Genomic DNA, 14,425 nt, shown 5'->3' with positions numbered 1-14,425 from the left:
TCAGACCCCCACTTCGCGGCGCTGTTCGACCAGGCGCCAGTCCTCGGTCGCGAAGACCTCCTCGAACATCGTCTTCACCGACGGGCGCGACTGGCCCAGGGTGCCGATGGCCTCGGACTCCTTGCCGGCGGCGCGGACCTGTTCGACGGCCTCGGCCTCGGCGGCCGTCTGCTGCTCGTCGGACCATTCGCCCAGGGCGATCAGGTGCTGCTTCAGGCGGGCGATCGGATCGCCCAGCGGCCACTTCTCGTGCTCGTCGCCGGGGCGATAGCGGCTCGGGTCGTCCGAGGTCGAGTGCGGGGCGCCGCGGTAGGTGAACAGCTCGATGACGGTGGCGCCCTGGTTGGTGCGGGCGCGCTCCTCGGCCCACTGGGTCGCGGCCCAGACGGCGAGGAAGTCGTTGCCGTCGACGCGCAGGGCCGGCAGGCCGTAGCCGATGGCCTTGGAGGCGAAGGTGGTCTCGAGCCCGCCGGCGATGCCCATGAAGGACGAGATGGCCCACTGGTTGTTGACGACGTTCAGGATCACCGGGGCGCGGTAGACGGCGGCGAAGGTCAGGGCGTTGTGGAAGTCGCCTTCGGCCGTGGCGCCGTCGCCGATCCAGCTGATGGCGATCTTGTCGTCGCCCTTGTAGGCGCTGGCCATGGCCCAGCCGACGGCCTGGGGCACCTGGGTGCCGAGGTTCCCCGAGATGGTGAAGAAGCCGTACTCCTTGGACGAGTACATGATCGGCAGCTGGCGGCCTTTGATCGGGTCCGAGGCGTTCGAATAGATCTGGTTCATCATCTCGACGAGCGGATAGCCGCGCGCGATCAGCAAACCCTGCTGGCGATAAGTCGGGAAGCCCATGTCCTCGCGGTTGAGGATCATGCCCTGGGCGACCGCGATGGCCTCCTCGCCGGTGCACTTCATATAGAAGCTGGTCTTTCCCTGGCGGTGGGCGCGGTGCATCCGGTCGTCGAAGGCGCGCGTCAGGATCATCGCCTTGAGGCCGCGACGCAGGGTCTCGGCGTCCAGCATCGGGTTCCACGGGCCGACGGCCTTGCCGTCGTCATCGAGGACCCGGACCAGCTTGAAGGCGTGGTCGCGCATCTCGAACGGCGTCGTCGAGACGGCCGGGCGATCCACCGACCCGGCGGGGTCGAATTGGAGATGGCTGAAGTCCGGGGCGTCGCCCGGACGGCCCGAAGGCTCGGGCACGCGCAGCGACAACGGTTGCGTGTTGGGCTTCTTCATTCCGTCCTGCCGTTCGGTTGTTCCGACCGTGTTTCCTCAGCCCGCGATCTAGCACGGGCTGCGTGCGAAGGCTCGCTCGATTTCGACCTTGCCTTTGCGGTTTTTGCGGTATTTTATTGCGCAATAATAAGAACAGGAGAAACGCCTTGGCCGACGAACTCGATCCCGTCGATGCCCGCATCCTCGACATCCTGCAACAGGACGCCGGGCTCTCGGTGGCGGAGGTCGCCGATCGGGTGGGCCTGTCAGCCTCGCCGTGCTGGCGCCGGATCAAGAGACTGGAGGATACCGGGCTCATCCGCAAGCGCGTCACCCTGCTGGACGCCACCAAGCTCGGCCTGGACTTCGAGGTCTACGCCATCGTCAAGCTGAGCCTGCCGTCGACCGAGAATCTCGAGATCTTCGACGCCGCCGTCGCCAACTGGCCTGAGGTGGTGCAGTGCGCCACCATCACCGGTCGCGAGGACTATGTGCTGCGCATCATCACCTCCGACATGCACGCCTTCGACAAATTCCTGCGCGAGAAACTGCTCAGCCTGGGCATCGTTTCGGACTGCGAGAGCCACATCGTCACCCGAGGCGTGAAGAATGTGACCAGTCTGCCACTTGGCATTGTGACCCCGCACGTCGGATAGTGGCGCTCTCCTAGGAGGGCGCGCATGCACGGCTGGACGGCGACGATGGCGGGAGTGGCGACGCTGGCCTGCGCCGCGACCGCTTGGACTCCTGCCGTCTGCGCCCAGTCGCTCGACGCCGTCGCCTCGACCCCCGCCGAGCCCTGGCTGATCGAATCCGCCGGCCGGGTCGCCTCCGGCATTCTGGTCGTCTCGTCGGTCCATCGCGCGGGCCTGTTCACCGTCGCCGAGAACGCCGCCCTGGTTCCGTTCGGTCCGACCGACCGACAGGCCATGTTCGGGCTGGTCTCCGAGATGGGCCGAAGCTCGATCTGGGTGACGTCCTCCCCCTCGCCGAACGACGACCGCGAAGACCGGCCGGCCGAGCTGCTGCAGATCGAGATCAACAGCGGCGAGCTGATCGGGACCTTCGGCGCAGACGGCGAGGGCCATGTGTTCGGCGACATCGCCCTCGGTCCCGACGGGGCCGTCTACGTCGCCGACGGCGGAACGCGGCAGATCCTCGTGCTGCGGCCCGGCCAGTCTCGCCTGCAGCCCCTGGTCCAGTTGCCTGAGCGCGGCTCGCCCCAGGGCATGGTCGTGTCGCCGGACGGCCGCTGGCTGGTGTTCGCCAACTATGGGACCGGCCTGCACCGTATCGACCTGGCCGAGGGCCTGGCCTTGCGCGATTTCAGCACCGGCGCGTTCGCTCCCCTGGCCGGCCCCGAGGGGGTCGAGCTGCGCGGCATCGACGGCCTGATGGGCTGGGAGACCGATGGCCTGATCGCCATCCAGAACGGGACCCAGACGCCGCGGGTTCTGCGCCTGCGCCTCGCGCCCGACTGGAGCGAGGTGTCGCGGCGCGAAGCCCTGCTGGAGGGCGGCGCTCTCAGCGAACCCACCACTGGATACATCGAGGGCGGCGACCAGCTGATCTTCGTTTCGCGCAGCCAGTGGACCGATTTCGACCGCGCGGGTCGCCCCACCTCCGAGACGCCGGCGCCCGCCGTCGTCAGCCGATTCCTGATTCCCCTGGAGCCCCAGCCATGATCGAGATGGTCATCGACGCCCGCCGCAAGGATCTCGGAGGCTTTGACGTCGGCCGCATCCTGCCGTTCCACGCCCGCCGCATGGTCGGGCCCTTCATCTTCCTTGACCAGATGGGCCCGGCCGAGTTCGCCGCCGGAGCAGAGGCGATCAACGTCCGCCCGCACCCGCACATCGGCCTTTCGACCCTGACCTATCTGTTCGAGGGCGAAATCATGCACCGGGACAACACCGGCGTGACCCAGGCTATCCGCCCCGGCGAGGTCAACTGGATGACCGCCGGCAAGGGCATCGTCCACTCCGAGCGGACCGACCCGCTGAAGCGCGGCCAGGGCGGGCCGATGCACGGCATGCAGGCCTGGGTGGCCCTGCCGAACGAGTCCGAGGACGCCGACCCGGCCTTCCACCACCACGGCGAGGCGGATCAGCCGGCCTATGAAAACGGCGGCCTGTTCGCACGGCTGGTGGCCGGCGAGGCCTATGGAGCCAAAGCCGGCGTGTCGATCTCGTCGCCGCTGTTCTACGTCCACTGGGAGCTGGCTGAGGGGGTGCGCACGGCGCCGCCCCCCGGCAAAGGGGTCGCGGGCGGCTACAGCGAGCGGGCCCTCTATGTCGCCAAGGGCGAGATCGAGGTCGGCGACCGCACCTTCCACGAGGGCCAGATGATCGTGCTGGAGCCGACGGCCGAGCCGACCGTGCGGGCGATCAAGCCGTCGACCGTGATGGTCTTGGGCGGCGAGCCGGTCGGGCCCCGCCTGATCTGGTGGAATTTCGTCGCCTCCAGCCAGGAGCGGATCGACGCGGCCAAGGCGGACTGGAAGGCCGGGCGCATGGCTCTGCCGATGGGGGACGACGTCGAGTTCATCCCCCTGCCGGACGTGCCGTCGACGCCGGAGCCGGCGCCGGCGGCCGAGGCTCCGGCCAAGCCGGAACCGACCCATCCGGTCTGAGCCGACGGATCAGAAGCCGTCGCCGGTGGGGCGGCAGATCTGGCGGGTTCGCAGCGCCATCTGGCGGTCGCCGGCGTCGCGGGCCAGGGCGAGCGCCTCATCGCAGCGCCGCAGTTCGATCAGGGTGCTGATACGGTTGGCGCGATCGATGCGGTCGAGCGATTGCGCGCCCAGGTTCGATCCCGTGGACCCGTCGATGAAGGTTTCGTATTCGCCGCGCATGCCGGCATGCGGCGCGCGCGTCGAAGGGTAGGAGATCGGGTTCCCATTCGTGTTGTGGGTGGGGCCCGACTGGGGGGTGGCTCCGACCGTGGCGGGGATGGCGATGGCGACGGCGGCGATCAGGGCGATGGACGCGAGACGGCTCATGGACGTTCTCCTCGGTGAAACCGAAGTGTCCGTCATAAAGCGCCGTTATGCAACCTCTTGGCGAGCTCGACTGTAACCCGCCGTATGCGGCCCGTCAGTACTGCGGCCGGGCTCCCGGACGACACAGCTGCCGCACACTGAGGGCCATCTGCAGCTCGCCGGCCTCGTTAGCCATCTGACGCGCGTCGCGACACCGACCCAGCTCGATCAGGGTGCTGACCCGGTTGGCCAGGTCGACCCGCTCGAGGGTCTGCGGCGGAATGTTGCTGCCGTCCGAGGTGGCGATCCAGTTGTCGTAGTCGTTGCGGAAGCCGACGCCGCCGCGGGCCTGCGGCTGGTCGATGCGAATGGCCGGCGGACGGGGGCCGGTGACGGAGGCCGGGCGCGCGTGCTGTGCAGCCACCGGCACGGTGGTGGCGAGGACAGCGGCGATTGCGAGCCCGACAGATGCAAACCGTGGCATGACGATCTCCTAGGTACCGACGACCAATGTCCGCCCTATTTGGACGACGGACAATCAGGTGGAATCCTTGAATTCGGCCTAGGCCCGCCGATCTAGACCGACATGACCTTCTTTTCCGTGCTCGACCTGTCGCCTGTCGTTGAGGGCGGCGACATGCGTCGCGCCCTGCTGGAATCCGCCGAACTGGCCAAGGCCGCCGAGCGGCTGGGATTCACCCGCTTCTGGATGGCCGAGCACCACAACATGCCCGGCATCGCCAGCGCCGCTACGGCGGTCGCGCTGGCCCACGTGGCGGGCGCGACCGAGACCATCCGGGTCGGTTCGGGCGGGGTCATGCTGCCCAACCACGCGCCCCTGGTGGTGGCCGAGCAGTTCGGGACCCTGGAGGCGCTCTTCCCCGGCCGCATCGACCTGGGCCTGGGCCGGGCGCCGGGCACCGACGGCGAGACGGCGCGCGCGCTGCGCCGCTATTTCGAGGCGGCCGACCAGTTTCCGCGCGACGTGATGGAGTTGCAGGCTTTCCTGGCCGATCCGGTCGAGGGCCAAAGGGTCACCGCCTGGCCGGGCGCCGGGTCGAAGGTGCCGCTCTGGCTGCTCGGCTCCAGCCTGTTCAGCGCCGAGCTGGCGGCCCATTTGGGCCTGCCCTTCGCCTTCGCCAGCCATTTCGCACCCGAACTGCTGCTGCAAGCGCTGCAGACCTACCGCGCCGGCTTCCGGCCCTCCGCCCAGCTGGCCCAGCCCTACGCCATGGCCGCCTTCAACGTGTTCGCCGCAGAGACCGACGCCGAGGCGCAATACCTGTCGACCTCCATGCAGCAGGCGTTTGCGGCGGTGGTCACCGGCAAGCCGGGGCGGCTGAAGGCGCCGGTCGACGACATCAACGCCGTGCTCGACGCCCGCCAGCTGGCCGCGGTCGAGAGCCGGCTGACCTATGCGGCCATCGGAGGCGAGGCGACAGTGCGCGCGAAGCTGAAGGAGTTCATCGCCCTGACCGGCGTCGACGAGGTCATGGTCACCGGCATGATCTTCGACCTGGAGCCACGCCTGCATAGTCTCGAGATCACGGCCCGGGCGGCCGAGGGGCTCTAGGGGCGCGGCCTAGAGCGTCCCCAGGAAGTGGAGCAGGAGGCGGTTCACTTCCGCGGGGCGCTCCTGTTGAAGCCAGTGGCCGGCGCCGGGGATGACCACCTGTACGCGCAGGTCGGGAACCCAGTCGCGCAGGCCGGCCTCGTGCGCGCCGGCGTAGTGGCGGACCGGGTCGCGCTCGCCGACCACAAAGGCGCCGGGGGTCCGGATGCGGGCGTCCTGCAGGAAGGCCGTCTGCGCCCAATTGCGGTCGAGGTTGCGGTACCAGTCCAGCGGCGCCCGGAAGCCGCCGCGTGTGAAGGCCTCGACGTACTCCGAGAAATGCGCCTCGCTCAGCCACGGCGGCAGGTTCGCGTCGTCGGCGATGGAGGCGGTCAGGCTGACGCCCTCGGGCATGAAGCCGGTCGACTGGCGCCCCTCAGGCGTGGCCCCGTCATAGGCGTAGAACATCTTGCGCAGGGCCGTCGCCGGGTCGGCGTCGAACTCCAGGTGCGCGTCGTCCGACTGGAAGCGGTTCATGTAGAACTCGCCCAGGCCGCCGCGCTTGGCCAGCACCGCCATGGCCGCCGTCGGCGGACCCTTGGGGCGGCGCGGCTGGAACGGCACCGACAGCCCCATGACGGCGCGGAACACGTCGGGGCGCAGCAGGGCGCAGTGCCAGGCCACCGGCGCGCCCCAGTCGTGGCCGACCACCACGCACGAGGTCTCGCCCAGGGCCCGGACCAGATCGACCATGTCGCCGACCAGGTTGAGCATGCCGTAGGCCTCTCGGGCGTCGGGCCTGTCGGTCCCGCCGTAGCCGCGCATGTCCGGAGCAACAGCGCGATACCCCGCCGCCGCCAGCGCCTCCACTTGCGCCCGCCAGCTGACGCCGAGCTCGGGGAAGCCGTGGATCAGCAGGACGAGCGGGCCCGAACCGGCCTCGAGGATGGACTGGGTGATGCCGTCGGTCTGGACGAGGCGCCGCTGCAATTTTTCCCTCCCGCTCATGAAAGCTGGAGGAGGCATCACGCGGCCAGTCGTCCTGAAACGCAAGCGCCAAGCTGGACAGGACTGGGTCCCCGCTTTCGCGGGGATTAAAGCTCGACGCCCGTCGTCCGCATGATCTCCGCCCGCAGCTCCGGCAGGCCCTCGCCCTTCTCGGCCGAGGTCAGGATCACCGCCGGGAAGGCGGCGGGGCGCTTGGAGATGGCCTTGAGGGTGGCGGCGGCGACCTTCTCGCCCTCGCCCTTCTTCAGCTTGTCAGCCTTGGTCAGGATGATCTGATAGCTGACGGCGGCCAGGTCGAGCGCGTCGAGCGCCTCGTCATCGACCTTCTTGAGCCCGTGGCGGGCGTCGATCAGCAGATAGACCCGCTTCAGGGTCACCCGGCCGCGCAGGTAGTCGCGGCCGAGGTCCTGGAACTTCTTGACCGTCGACTTGGACGCCTTGGCCCAGCCGTAGCCGGGCAGGTCGACCAGTCGCATCTTGCCGTCGAGGTCGAAGAAATTGACCTCGCGGGTGCGACCCGGCTCGTTCGAGGCGCGGGCCAGCTTGTGCATGCCCACCAGCCCGTTGATCAGGCTGGACTTGCCGACGTTCGAACGCCCGGCGAAGGCGATTTCCGGGAGGTCCGGCTCAGGCAGTTGCTCGATCTTGGCGCAGCCCATGATGAAGGTGGCCGGGCGCGCGAAGAGGATACGCGCCGATTCCAGGTCCTCGGGGGTGAACTCGTCCAACTACGCCTTCGCCTTCTGGAACCGGGCCAGGAAGGTGTCGATCGGGTTCTCGGCCTTGAAGCGGTGCATGATGATGTACTGCTGGAAAATGGTCAGGATGTTCGACCAGGCCCAGTAGATCAGCAGGCCGGCCGGGAAGGTGGCCATGATGAAGGTGAAGACGATCGGCATGAACTGGAACAGGCGGCGCTGCATCGGATCCGGCGCCTGCGGGCTCATCGCCATCTGCAGCCACATGGTCAGGCCGTAGAAGATGGCCAGGACGCTCAGGGCGAAGGTGCCGGTCAGGTAGCCGCCGATCATCGGAACCGACGACGGATCCCAGGGGAGCAGGCCGAACAGGTTCCAGATCGTCGTCGGGTCCGGCGCGGACAGGTCGCGGATCCATCCGAAGAAGGGCGCGTGACGCATTTCGATGGTCACGAACAGCATCTTGTAGACGGCGTAGAAGACCGGGATCTGGAGCAGCAGCGGCAGGCAGCCGGCGAGCGGATTGATCTTCTCGCGCTGGTACAGCGCCATGATCTCGACCTGCTGCTTCTGCGGGTCCTCCGGGTGCTTCTTCTTGATATCCTCCATCTTGGGCTGGAGGTTCCGCATCTTCGACATGCTCTCGTAGCTCTTGTTGGCGAGCGGGAACATGATCAGGCGGACGGTCAGGGTCAGGGCCAGGATGGCCAGGCCGAAATTGCCCAGGATGCCGTAGAAAAACTCGACGACCATGAAGATCGGTCGGGTCAGGAAGAACAGGAAGCCCCAGTCGATGGCGTAGATGAAGCGCGGGATGCCGTGGCTGCGCTCGTAGCCGCGCAGGATCTCGTTGCGCTTGGCGCCGGCGAACAGGCTCTGGGTCTCGGTGATCTGGGTGTTCGGCTGGATGGTGCGGGCTTCGCCGATCATCGTCGCCGAGTGGATGTCGTAGTGGTCCTGGTCGCGGACACGGAACTCGGCCTGGATCTTCTCGTCCTGGGCCGGGATCAGGGCGGCCATCCAGTATTTGTCGGTGATGCCGAGCCAGCCGCCGGTCGACTCGTGCTCCTGGACCTCCTTCTTGGCCCAGGCCTTGTACTTCAGCTGCTGGGTCGAGAAGGCCGTGCCGTCGCCGAAGGTGCCGATGGCGCCTTCGTGCAGGATCTGATTGCGGCCCAGGTCATCCGGCACGCCCTGGCGCTGGACGATGGCGCCCGGCGCGATGGTGATCGCCTGGGTGCTGAGGTTGGCCACCGTGTCCGAGACCGTGAACATATACTGTTCGTCGACGCTGATGCGGCGCGTGAAGCGCAGGCCGGCGCCGTTGTCCCAGACCAGGGTGATCGGGGCGGTCGGGGTCAGGGTGGCCCCCTGGGTCAGGCGCCACGGGGTGTTCGGGCCGGGCACGCCGCCGGGCACGTTCTGGCCGCTCCAGCCGAACTGGGCGAAGTAGGCATGACGCATGCCCTCGGGGCGGAACAGCTCGACCGCGGGCGAATCCTTGTCGATGGTCTCGCGGTAGCGGGTCAGGAACAGGTCGTCGATGCGACCGCCGTTCAGCGACAGCGAGCCGGTCATGGTCTCGGTGCGGATCGGCACGCGCGCTCCGCCGGCGGCGAGGGCGACGCGGCGGTCGGTGGTGAAGACCGGGGCGCTCGGGGCGGCCGGGGCGGTCTGCAGCTTCTGCTCCGCGACGGTCCGCTTGGCTTCAGCGGCGCGGCGCTGCTCCTGCGGCTGCCACACGAAGAAGCTGTAGCCGATCAGGAAGATCGCCGCGATCACCATGAAGATGACGGTGTTGCGGCTGTTGTCTTGGGGCTGCATGGAGTCAGGAATCCTGGCCGGCGGGCGCGTTGGGGGCTCGGGGCGCGACTTGGGGCGCCGGCCGCGGGGTCGCGAGCCTTGTAAGCGCCGATTTCACATCGTCAAGCAGACGGTCCCAGGGACGGTCCACCGTGCCCATCCGGGCGATGAAGACATAGTCGCTGCCCGGTAGGGCGAACTGCGGCGCAAGCGCGCGGGCGGCCTCGCGCAGACGGCGCTTGGCGCGGTTGCGCACGACCGCGCCGCCGATCTTCCGAGTGGCGGTGAAGCCGAGGCGGACGGCGGTGTCGTCGTCCTTGCGATCGAGGCGCTGAACGACCACCGCGCCGCGGGCCTCGGAAACGCCTTTCGCGGCCGCCAGAAACTGGGGCCGCGAGGTCAGGCGTTCGATTTTGAACGGTTCGGCCATGCGCTGGCGCAGGGCCGGACGGGTTAGGCCGTCAGGCGCTTGCGGCCCTTGGCGCGGCGACGCGCAACGATCTTCTGCCCGTTCGTCGTGGCCATCCGCGAACGGAAGCCGTGACGGCGCTTGCGCACGAGTCGCGACGGCTGATAGGTCCGCTTCACGGTCGGCTCCTGAAAAACTACTGGTGAGGCGACGGACACGTCCGCCGCAGGAGGGCGGGCGTATAAGCGGAGGGCTCAGCGGAGTCAACGCCGACGGAGCTTTCCACGGAGTGATGATGGACCGGCTGAAACGCTTCCTGCCCCTGATGGTCATGGCGGGGCTGATCGCGCTGGTCTTCGGCATGGGCTGGAACCGGTATCTGTCCCTGGACACGCTCAAGGACCATGGCGAGCAGTTCCGCGCCTTCACCGCCGACAACTATCTGCTCAGTCTGCTGATCCTGATGGCGGTCTTCACCCTCCTGACGGCAAGCGTGGTGCCGGGCGTCTTCCTGGTGACGGTGACCGCCGGCTATCTGTTCGGCCCGTGGGTCGGCGGCGTGGCGACCTCGATCGCCGCCACCCTGGGAGCCCTCATTGTCTACGGCGTGGCACGCTCGGCCATGGGCGAGGCCCTGCGCCGCCGGGCGGAGCGCAATCAGGGCCTGATGCAGGCCGTATGCGTCGCCATCGACAAGGACACCTTCTGGTATGTGCTCGCTTCGCGGCTGGCCGTGGTGGTGCCCTTCCACATGATCAATGTCGCGGCGGGCCTGATGGCGGTGCGCCTGGCGCCCTACACCATCGCCACGGTGATCGGCCTGCTGCCCGCCCACATCATCTATTGCTGGATCGGCGCGCAGCTGAACGACCTGCTGCTGACCGACCCGGATCCGGACCTGCAGTCCCTGTTCAGCCAGTTCTGGGCTCCGATGACGGGGGTCTTCGTCCTCGCCGTGGTCCTGCCGTTCGCCATGAAGGCCCTGCAGGGGGCGCTGAATCGGCGGAAAGGCGCGTGAGTGACGCAGCGATTTCCCCAAGCTTTGCGTTAAGTGGCCCATGAGCGCGGCGACGACATGGGTGGAGGCGGCGAAGCGGCGCTTGCGCTTGCCTGCCGAGTGGCGCGAACGCCTGCGTTTTCACGCCCCCGACGCCCTGTCCTGGCGACTGCTGCTGCTGACCTTCGCCTTCGCCGTGGTGGTCGAGATCCTGATCATCGCGCCCAGCGCCGCCAACTTCCATGAGCGCTGGCTGCTGGACCGGCTGCAGTCGGCCGAGCTCGCCTCCGTCGGGGTCGAGGCCCTGCCGTATTCGGCGGTCGAGGACGACGTCGCCGAACAGCTGCTGGCCATCGGCGGCGTGCAGGCGGTGGTGGTCGGCGACCAGGGCGTGCGGCGTCTGCTGCTGCAGGCCCCGAACCTGCCCCGCACGCCGGACCTGATCGATATGCGCCGCGCGCGTACGATCGCCCGTCTGGCCGACCCGTGGCGGACCTTGGTCGGCCACCCCGACCGCGCCATCCGGGTGCAGGCGCGGCCGCGCTATCGCTCCGGCGACTTCATCGAGGTCCTGGCCCCGGCCGAGCCGTTGAAGCTGGAGCTGAGGGCCTTCCTGCTCAACAGTCTGCTGACCTCGCTGTTGGTGTCGCTGGTCGCCGGGGCCCTGCTGTACGGCGGCCTGGCCCTGCTGGTGCTGCAGCCGCTGCGGCGGGTGACCCGCTCGATCGAGCGTTTCGCCGCCGATCCCGAGGCCGAGGGCGATCCGCCCAGCCATCGCCAGGACGAGATCGGCCGCGTCGAGCGCGAACTGGCGCGGATGCAGGAAGAAGTGCGCCTGTCGCTGCGTTCGCGCGCCCGGCTGGTGGCGCTCGGCGAGGCGGTGGCCAAGATCAACCACGACCTGCGCAACATGCTGACCTCGGCCCAGATTGCGTCCGAGCGTCTGGCGGACTCGCCCGATCCGCAGGTGGCCAAGGCGCTGCCGCGGCTGGAGCGGGCCCTGAGCCGCGCCGCCGCCCTGTCGCGCAATGTGCTGGAGTACGGCCGCAGCGAGGAGCCGGAGCCGCAGCGCGTGCGCGTCGCCCTGACGCCGGCGCTGCAGTCGGCGGCCGAGGATGCGGGCCTGTCGCCGGAAGGGGTGCGGCTGGCCAAGGCGATCCCGGCCCGCTTCACGGTCCACGCCGACCCTGAGCAACTGCACCGCATCCTGGTCAATCTGATGCGCAACGCCCGTGAGGCGATCGAGGGCGACGCCACCCGCTCCGGCCGACCCGGCCAGGTGAAGGTCGTCGCCGACCATGAAAACGGAGACGCAGTGATCCGCATCTCCGACGACGGGCCCGGGATCCCGCCGCGACTGTCGGAAAAACTGTTCGAGCCCTTCGTCAGTGGTCGGGCCTCCGAAGGGACCGGGCTGGGCCTGACCATCTCGCGTGAACTTGCCGCCAGCCATGGCGGGGCGCTGGCGCTGGTCGACACCGGGCCGCGCGGTACGACCTTCGAACTGCGGCTGCCGAACTGAATTTGTGTTGTCGCACTCAACCGCCGTTATCTGATCGCATTCTACCGCGAAGCTTCGCGGATCTATCGTTGGAGCCCTGCATGTCCCGACTGACTCTGATCGCCGCCGTATCGTTTCTCGCCCTCGCGCCGACGGCCTTCGCCCAGATCGCCACGCCCCAGAGCGCCGCGCCCCAGACCGCGCACGGTCACGCCACGGCTTCGACTCCGGCCGTCGCGGAGATGACCCAGGCGGCGCCCCAGGGTACGGACGAAGAGCAGGACCCGGCCGAGCTCGCCGCCACGGCCAGCCTGAACCAGCGCATCGCGTCGCGGAACGACGCCGCCGCCGAGACCGAGGCCGCCAGCCAGGCCGCATTCGAAATCAGCAACACCCGCTGGCGTGAAGAGACCGCCCGCCTCGCCACCGAACAGGCCCAGTGGGAAGCGAACAAGGCCGCCGCCGACGCCGCCAAGGCCCAGTACGAACGCGACAAGGCCGCTTGGGAAGCCCAGGTCGCCGCCTGCCAGCGGTCCGGCCGGGTTTGCGTGACGGGCGCGCCGCAAGGCTGATCTCGACGCAGTCTGCGGACCTTGGGGGACATGGCGTGGCAGGCGGAACACTGACCCGGCGCGGATTGACGCTGGCGGCGGCCGCGGCTGTGGCCTCGTCGACGCTTGTGCGAGCCCGTGAGAAATACGGGGCCGTGGTGGTCGAGACCCGCTCAGGTCGCGTCCGGCTTCAATGGGATGTGGCGCGCGCCCAGGCGGAGGGCCGAAGTCCCGTCCTGCGTGCTCTGGGAATTCCCTACGGCGCCGACACCGGGCCGCGGCGCTTCCAGCCGCCGCTCCCGCCCGCGCCGTGGAGCGGGGTGCTCGAGGCGGACGCCTTCGGTCCGGCCTGTCCGCAGCGCGGGGGCGAACCCAATCAGTCCGAGGACTGCCTGAGGCTGAACGTCTGGACGCCCGCTCAGATCGGGCGCCGGCCGGTGGTCGTCTACATTCACGGCGGGGCCTATTCGACCGGCTCGGGATCGAGCCCGCTGACAGACGGGGCGCGACTCTCGGCCCGGGGCGACGTCGTCGTCGTCACGGTCAATCATCGGCTCGGGCCGCTGGGCTATGCCTCGCTGGCGAGACTTGCGGCCGGGTTCGAGGACAGCGGCAACCTCGGTCAGCTGGACCTCATCCTGTCGCTGGAGTGGGTGCGCGACAACATTGCTGCTTTCGGCGGTGATCCCGTCAATGTGACATTGGTCGGCCAGTCCGGCGGCGGAGCCAAGATCGCCACCCTGATGGCCATGCCGATGGCTTCGGGCCTGTTTCACAGGGCTGTGACAATGAGCGGCCAGCAGGTGACCGCGTCCGGTCCGCTGAATGCAGCAAGGCGCGCCGAGGCCTGGCTGGCGGCCCTCGGTCTCACCCCGTCGCGCGCGGACGAGGTGCGGACCATGCCGGTCGAGCGCCTGCTCGAGGCGGCGGGCGCGACCGACGCGATCCTCGGCGGCTCGCTCTATTTCGGTCCGGTGCTCGATGGGCGCAGCCTGCCGCGCCACCCGTTCTGGCCCGACGCCCCGGCGCAGTCGGCGGCCATCCCGATGATGATCGGCAACACTCGCGAAGAGACCCTGGCCTTCCTCGGCAATGACCCGGCCAACGCCGGTCTGACCTGGGAGGCCCTGCCCGGGCGACTGACTCCGGCGCAGATGCGCATCGACATCGATCCCGCGGAGGTCGGCGGCTGGTATCGCCGCGAACACCCGGAGATGAACCCCGATCAAGTGTTGATCCGCGCCACGACGGCGGCGCGTTCCTGGCGAGCGGCGGTGATCGAGGCGGAGGCGCGGGCGGCGCAGGGCTCGCCCGCCTGGGTCTATCAGCTGGACTGGGCCAGCCGCCTGCCCAACGGCCGCACCGGCGCCTACCACACCTCCGACATCCCGCTGATGCTGGACAATGTCAGGGCCGAGGGCTCGGGCGCGGTCGGCGCCGACGCCCAGGCCATGGCCGACCGGATGAGCGACGCCCTGCTGGCCTTCGCCCGCACCGGCGACCCCAACCACGCCGGCCTGCCGCGCTGGACGCCCTATTCCCTGGCGCGGCGCGAGACGATGCTGTTCGACCTGCCGCCGCAGATGGCCGACGATCCGCGCGGCGACGAACGCCGCTTCTTCGGCCGGATCCCCTACGTTCAGCCCGGGACCTGACCCCGCTCGGAACGATGTCGTCGATGTCGTGCATGTCTCGACGAATGTCGCGCATG

16 protein-coding genes are annotated in these 14,425 nt (G+C 68.9%); 8 read left to right on the top strand and 8 right to left on the bottom strand.

Annotated features, from left to right (window positions below; genetic code table 11):
- Positions 1–1,236, bottom strand: a complete 1,236-nt coding sequence (locus tag ASC65_RS10890) for a 3-methyl-2-oxobutanoate dehydrogenase (2-methylpropanoyl-transferring) subunit alpha (RefSeq protein WP_056452844.1) — start codon at positions 1,234–1,236, stop codon at positions 1–3.
- A 146-nt stretch (positions 1,237–1,382) separates the two neighbouring features.
- Between ASC65_RS10890 and ASC65_RS10885 the strand changes: the two genes are divergently transcribed.
- The 3 genes from ASC65_RS10885 to ASC65_RS10875 are packed head-to-tail and all read left to right on the top strand — an operon-like array spanning position 1,383 to position 3,847.
- Entirely contained in the window at positions 1,383–1,871 is a 489-nt protein-coding gene (locus ASC65_RS10885; RefSeq protein ID WP_056452841.1) for an Lrp/AsnC family transcriptional regulator, read from the top strand.
- A gap of 24 nt (positions 1,872–1,895) precedes the next feature.
- Positions 1,896–2,900, top strand: a complete 1,005-nt coding sequence (locus tag ASC65_RS10880) for a YncE family protein (protein WP_056452838.1) — start codon at positions 1,896–1,898, stop codon at positions 2,898–2,900.
- On the top strand, positions 2,897–3,847 hold the full coding sequence (locus tag ASC65_RS10875; protein ID WP_056452835.1) for a pirin family protein: 951 nt from the start codon (positions 2,897–2,899) through the stop codon (positions 3,845–3,847). The genes ASC65_RS10880 and ASC65_RS10875 overlap by 4 nt, the downstream gene beginning before the upstream one ends.
- A gap of 9 nt (positions 3,848–3,856) precedes the next feature.
- Here the strand turns inward: ASC65_RS10875 and ASC65_RS10870 are convergent, their stop codons facing one another.
- Both ASC65_RS10870 and ASC65_RS10865 read right to left on the bottom strand, forming a co-directional pair.
- On the bottom strand, positions 3,857–4,216 hold the full coding sequence (locus ASC65_RS10870; protein WP_056452832.1) for a hypothetical protein: 360 nt from the start codon (positions 4,214–4,216) through the stop codon (positions 3,857–3,859).
- A 94-nt stretch (positions 4,217–4,310) separates the two neighbouring features.
- Complete coding sequence (locus ASC65_RS10865; RefSeq protein WP_056452829.1) at positions 4,311–4,679, bottom strand: hypothetical protein; 369 nt, start codon at positions 4,677–4,679, stop codon at positions 4,311–4,313.
- Between the two features lie 102 nt (positions 4,680–4,781).
- On the opposite strand from ASC65_RS10865, the gene ASC65_RS10860 reads away from it, so the two are divergent.
- Positions 4,782–5,768, top strand: coding sequence for an LLM class flavin-dependent oxidoreductase (locus tag ASC65_RS10860; RefSeq protein ID WP_056452826.1), 987 nt, complete (start codon positions 4,782–4,784; stop codon positions 5,766–5,768).
- Positions 5,769–5,777: 9 nt separating this feature from the next.
- On the opposite strand, the gene ASC65_RS10855 is transcribed toward ASC65_RS10860, so the two are convergent.
- The 5 genes from ASC65_RS10855 to rpmH form a co-directional block, all read right to left on the bottom strand.
- On the bottom strand, positions 5,778–6,737 hold the full coding sequence (locus ASC65_RS10855; protein WP_056452823.1) for an alpha/beta fold hydrolase: 960 nt from the start codon (positions 6,735–6,737) through the stop codon (positions 5,778–5,780).
- A 104-nt stretch (positions 6,738–6,841) separates the two neighbouring features.
- Positions 6,842–7,483 (bottom strand): ribosome biogenesis GTP-binding protein YihA/YsxC, encoded by a 642-nt coding sequence (gene yihA, locus ASC65_RS10850; protein ID WP_056452820.1) that lies wholly within the window; start codon positions 7,481–7,483, stop codon positions 6,842–6,844.
- Positions 7,484–9,277 (bottom strand): membrane protein insertase YidC, encoded by a 1,794-nt coding sequence (gene yidC, locus ASC65_RS10845; RefSeq protein ID WP_056452818.1) that lies wholly within the window; start codon positions 9,275–9,277, stop codon positions 7,484–7,486.
- 4 nt (positions 9,278–9,281) lie between these two features.
- The gene (gene rnpA / locus ASC65_RS10840; RefSeq protein WP_056452810.1) at positions 9,282–9,686 is read right to left on the bottom strand and encodes a ribonuclease P protein component; all 405 of its coding nucleotides are present in this window, start codon (positions 9,684–9,686) and stop codon (positions 9,282–9,284) included.
- A gap of 23 nt (positions 9,687–9,709) precedes the next feature.
- The gene (gene rpmH, locus ASC65_RS10835) at positions 9,710–9,844 is read right to left on the bottom strand and encodes a 50S ribosomal protein L34 (RefSeq protein WP_056452807.1); all 135 of its coding nucleotides are present in this window, start codon (positions 9,842–9,844) and stop codon (positions 9,710–9,712) included.
- Between the two features lie 116 nt (positions 9,845–9,960).
- Between rpmH and ASC65_RS10830 the strand changes: the two genes are divergently transcribed.
- From ASC65_RS10830 to ASC65_RS10815, 4 genes are all read left to right on the top strand, one after another.
- Positions 9,961–10,683 (top strand): TVP38/TMEM64 family protein, encoded by a 723-nt coding sequence (locus ASC65_RS10830; RefSeq protein ID WP_056453499.1) that lies wholly within the window; start codon positions 9,961–9,963, stop codon positions 10,681–10,683.
- Between the two features lie 82 nt (positions 10,684–10,765).
- A complete protein-coding gene (locus tag ASC65_RS10825; RefSeq protein WP_235561481.1) occupies positions 10,766–12,184 on the top strand; it encodes a sensor histidine kinase in 1,419 nt (472 codons plus the stop codon).
- 80 nt (positions 12,185–12,264) lie between these two features.
- Positions 12,265–12,735 (top strand): hypothetical protein, encoded by a 471-nt coding sequence (locus ASC65_RS10820; protein WP_056452801.1) that lies wholly within the window; start codon positions 12,265–12,267, stop codon positions 12,733–12,735.
- Between the two features lie 35 nt (positions 12,736–12,770).
- Positions 12,771–14,369 (top strand): carboxylesterase/lipase family protein, encoded by a 1,599-nt coding sequence (locus tag ASC65_RS10815; RefSeq protein WP_156459634.1) that lies wholly within the window; start codon positions 12,771–12,773, stop codon positions 14,367–14,369.
- The last annotated feature ends 56 nt before the right edge of the window (positions 14,370–14,425 follow it).

Source organism: Brevundimonas sp. Root1279 (assembly GCF_001425945.1).
Classification (GTDB): domain Bacteria; phylum Pseudomonadota; class Alphaproteobacteria; order Caulobacterales; family Caulobacteraceae; genus Brevundimonas.
This window is presented reverse-complemented; position numbering and strand designations above follow the sequence as displayed.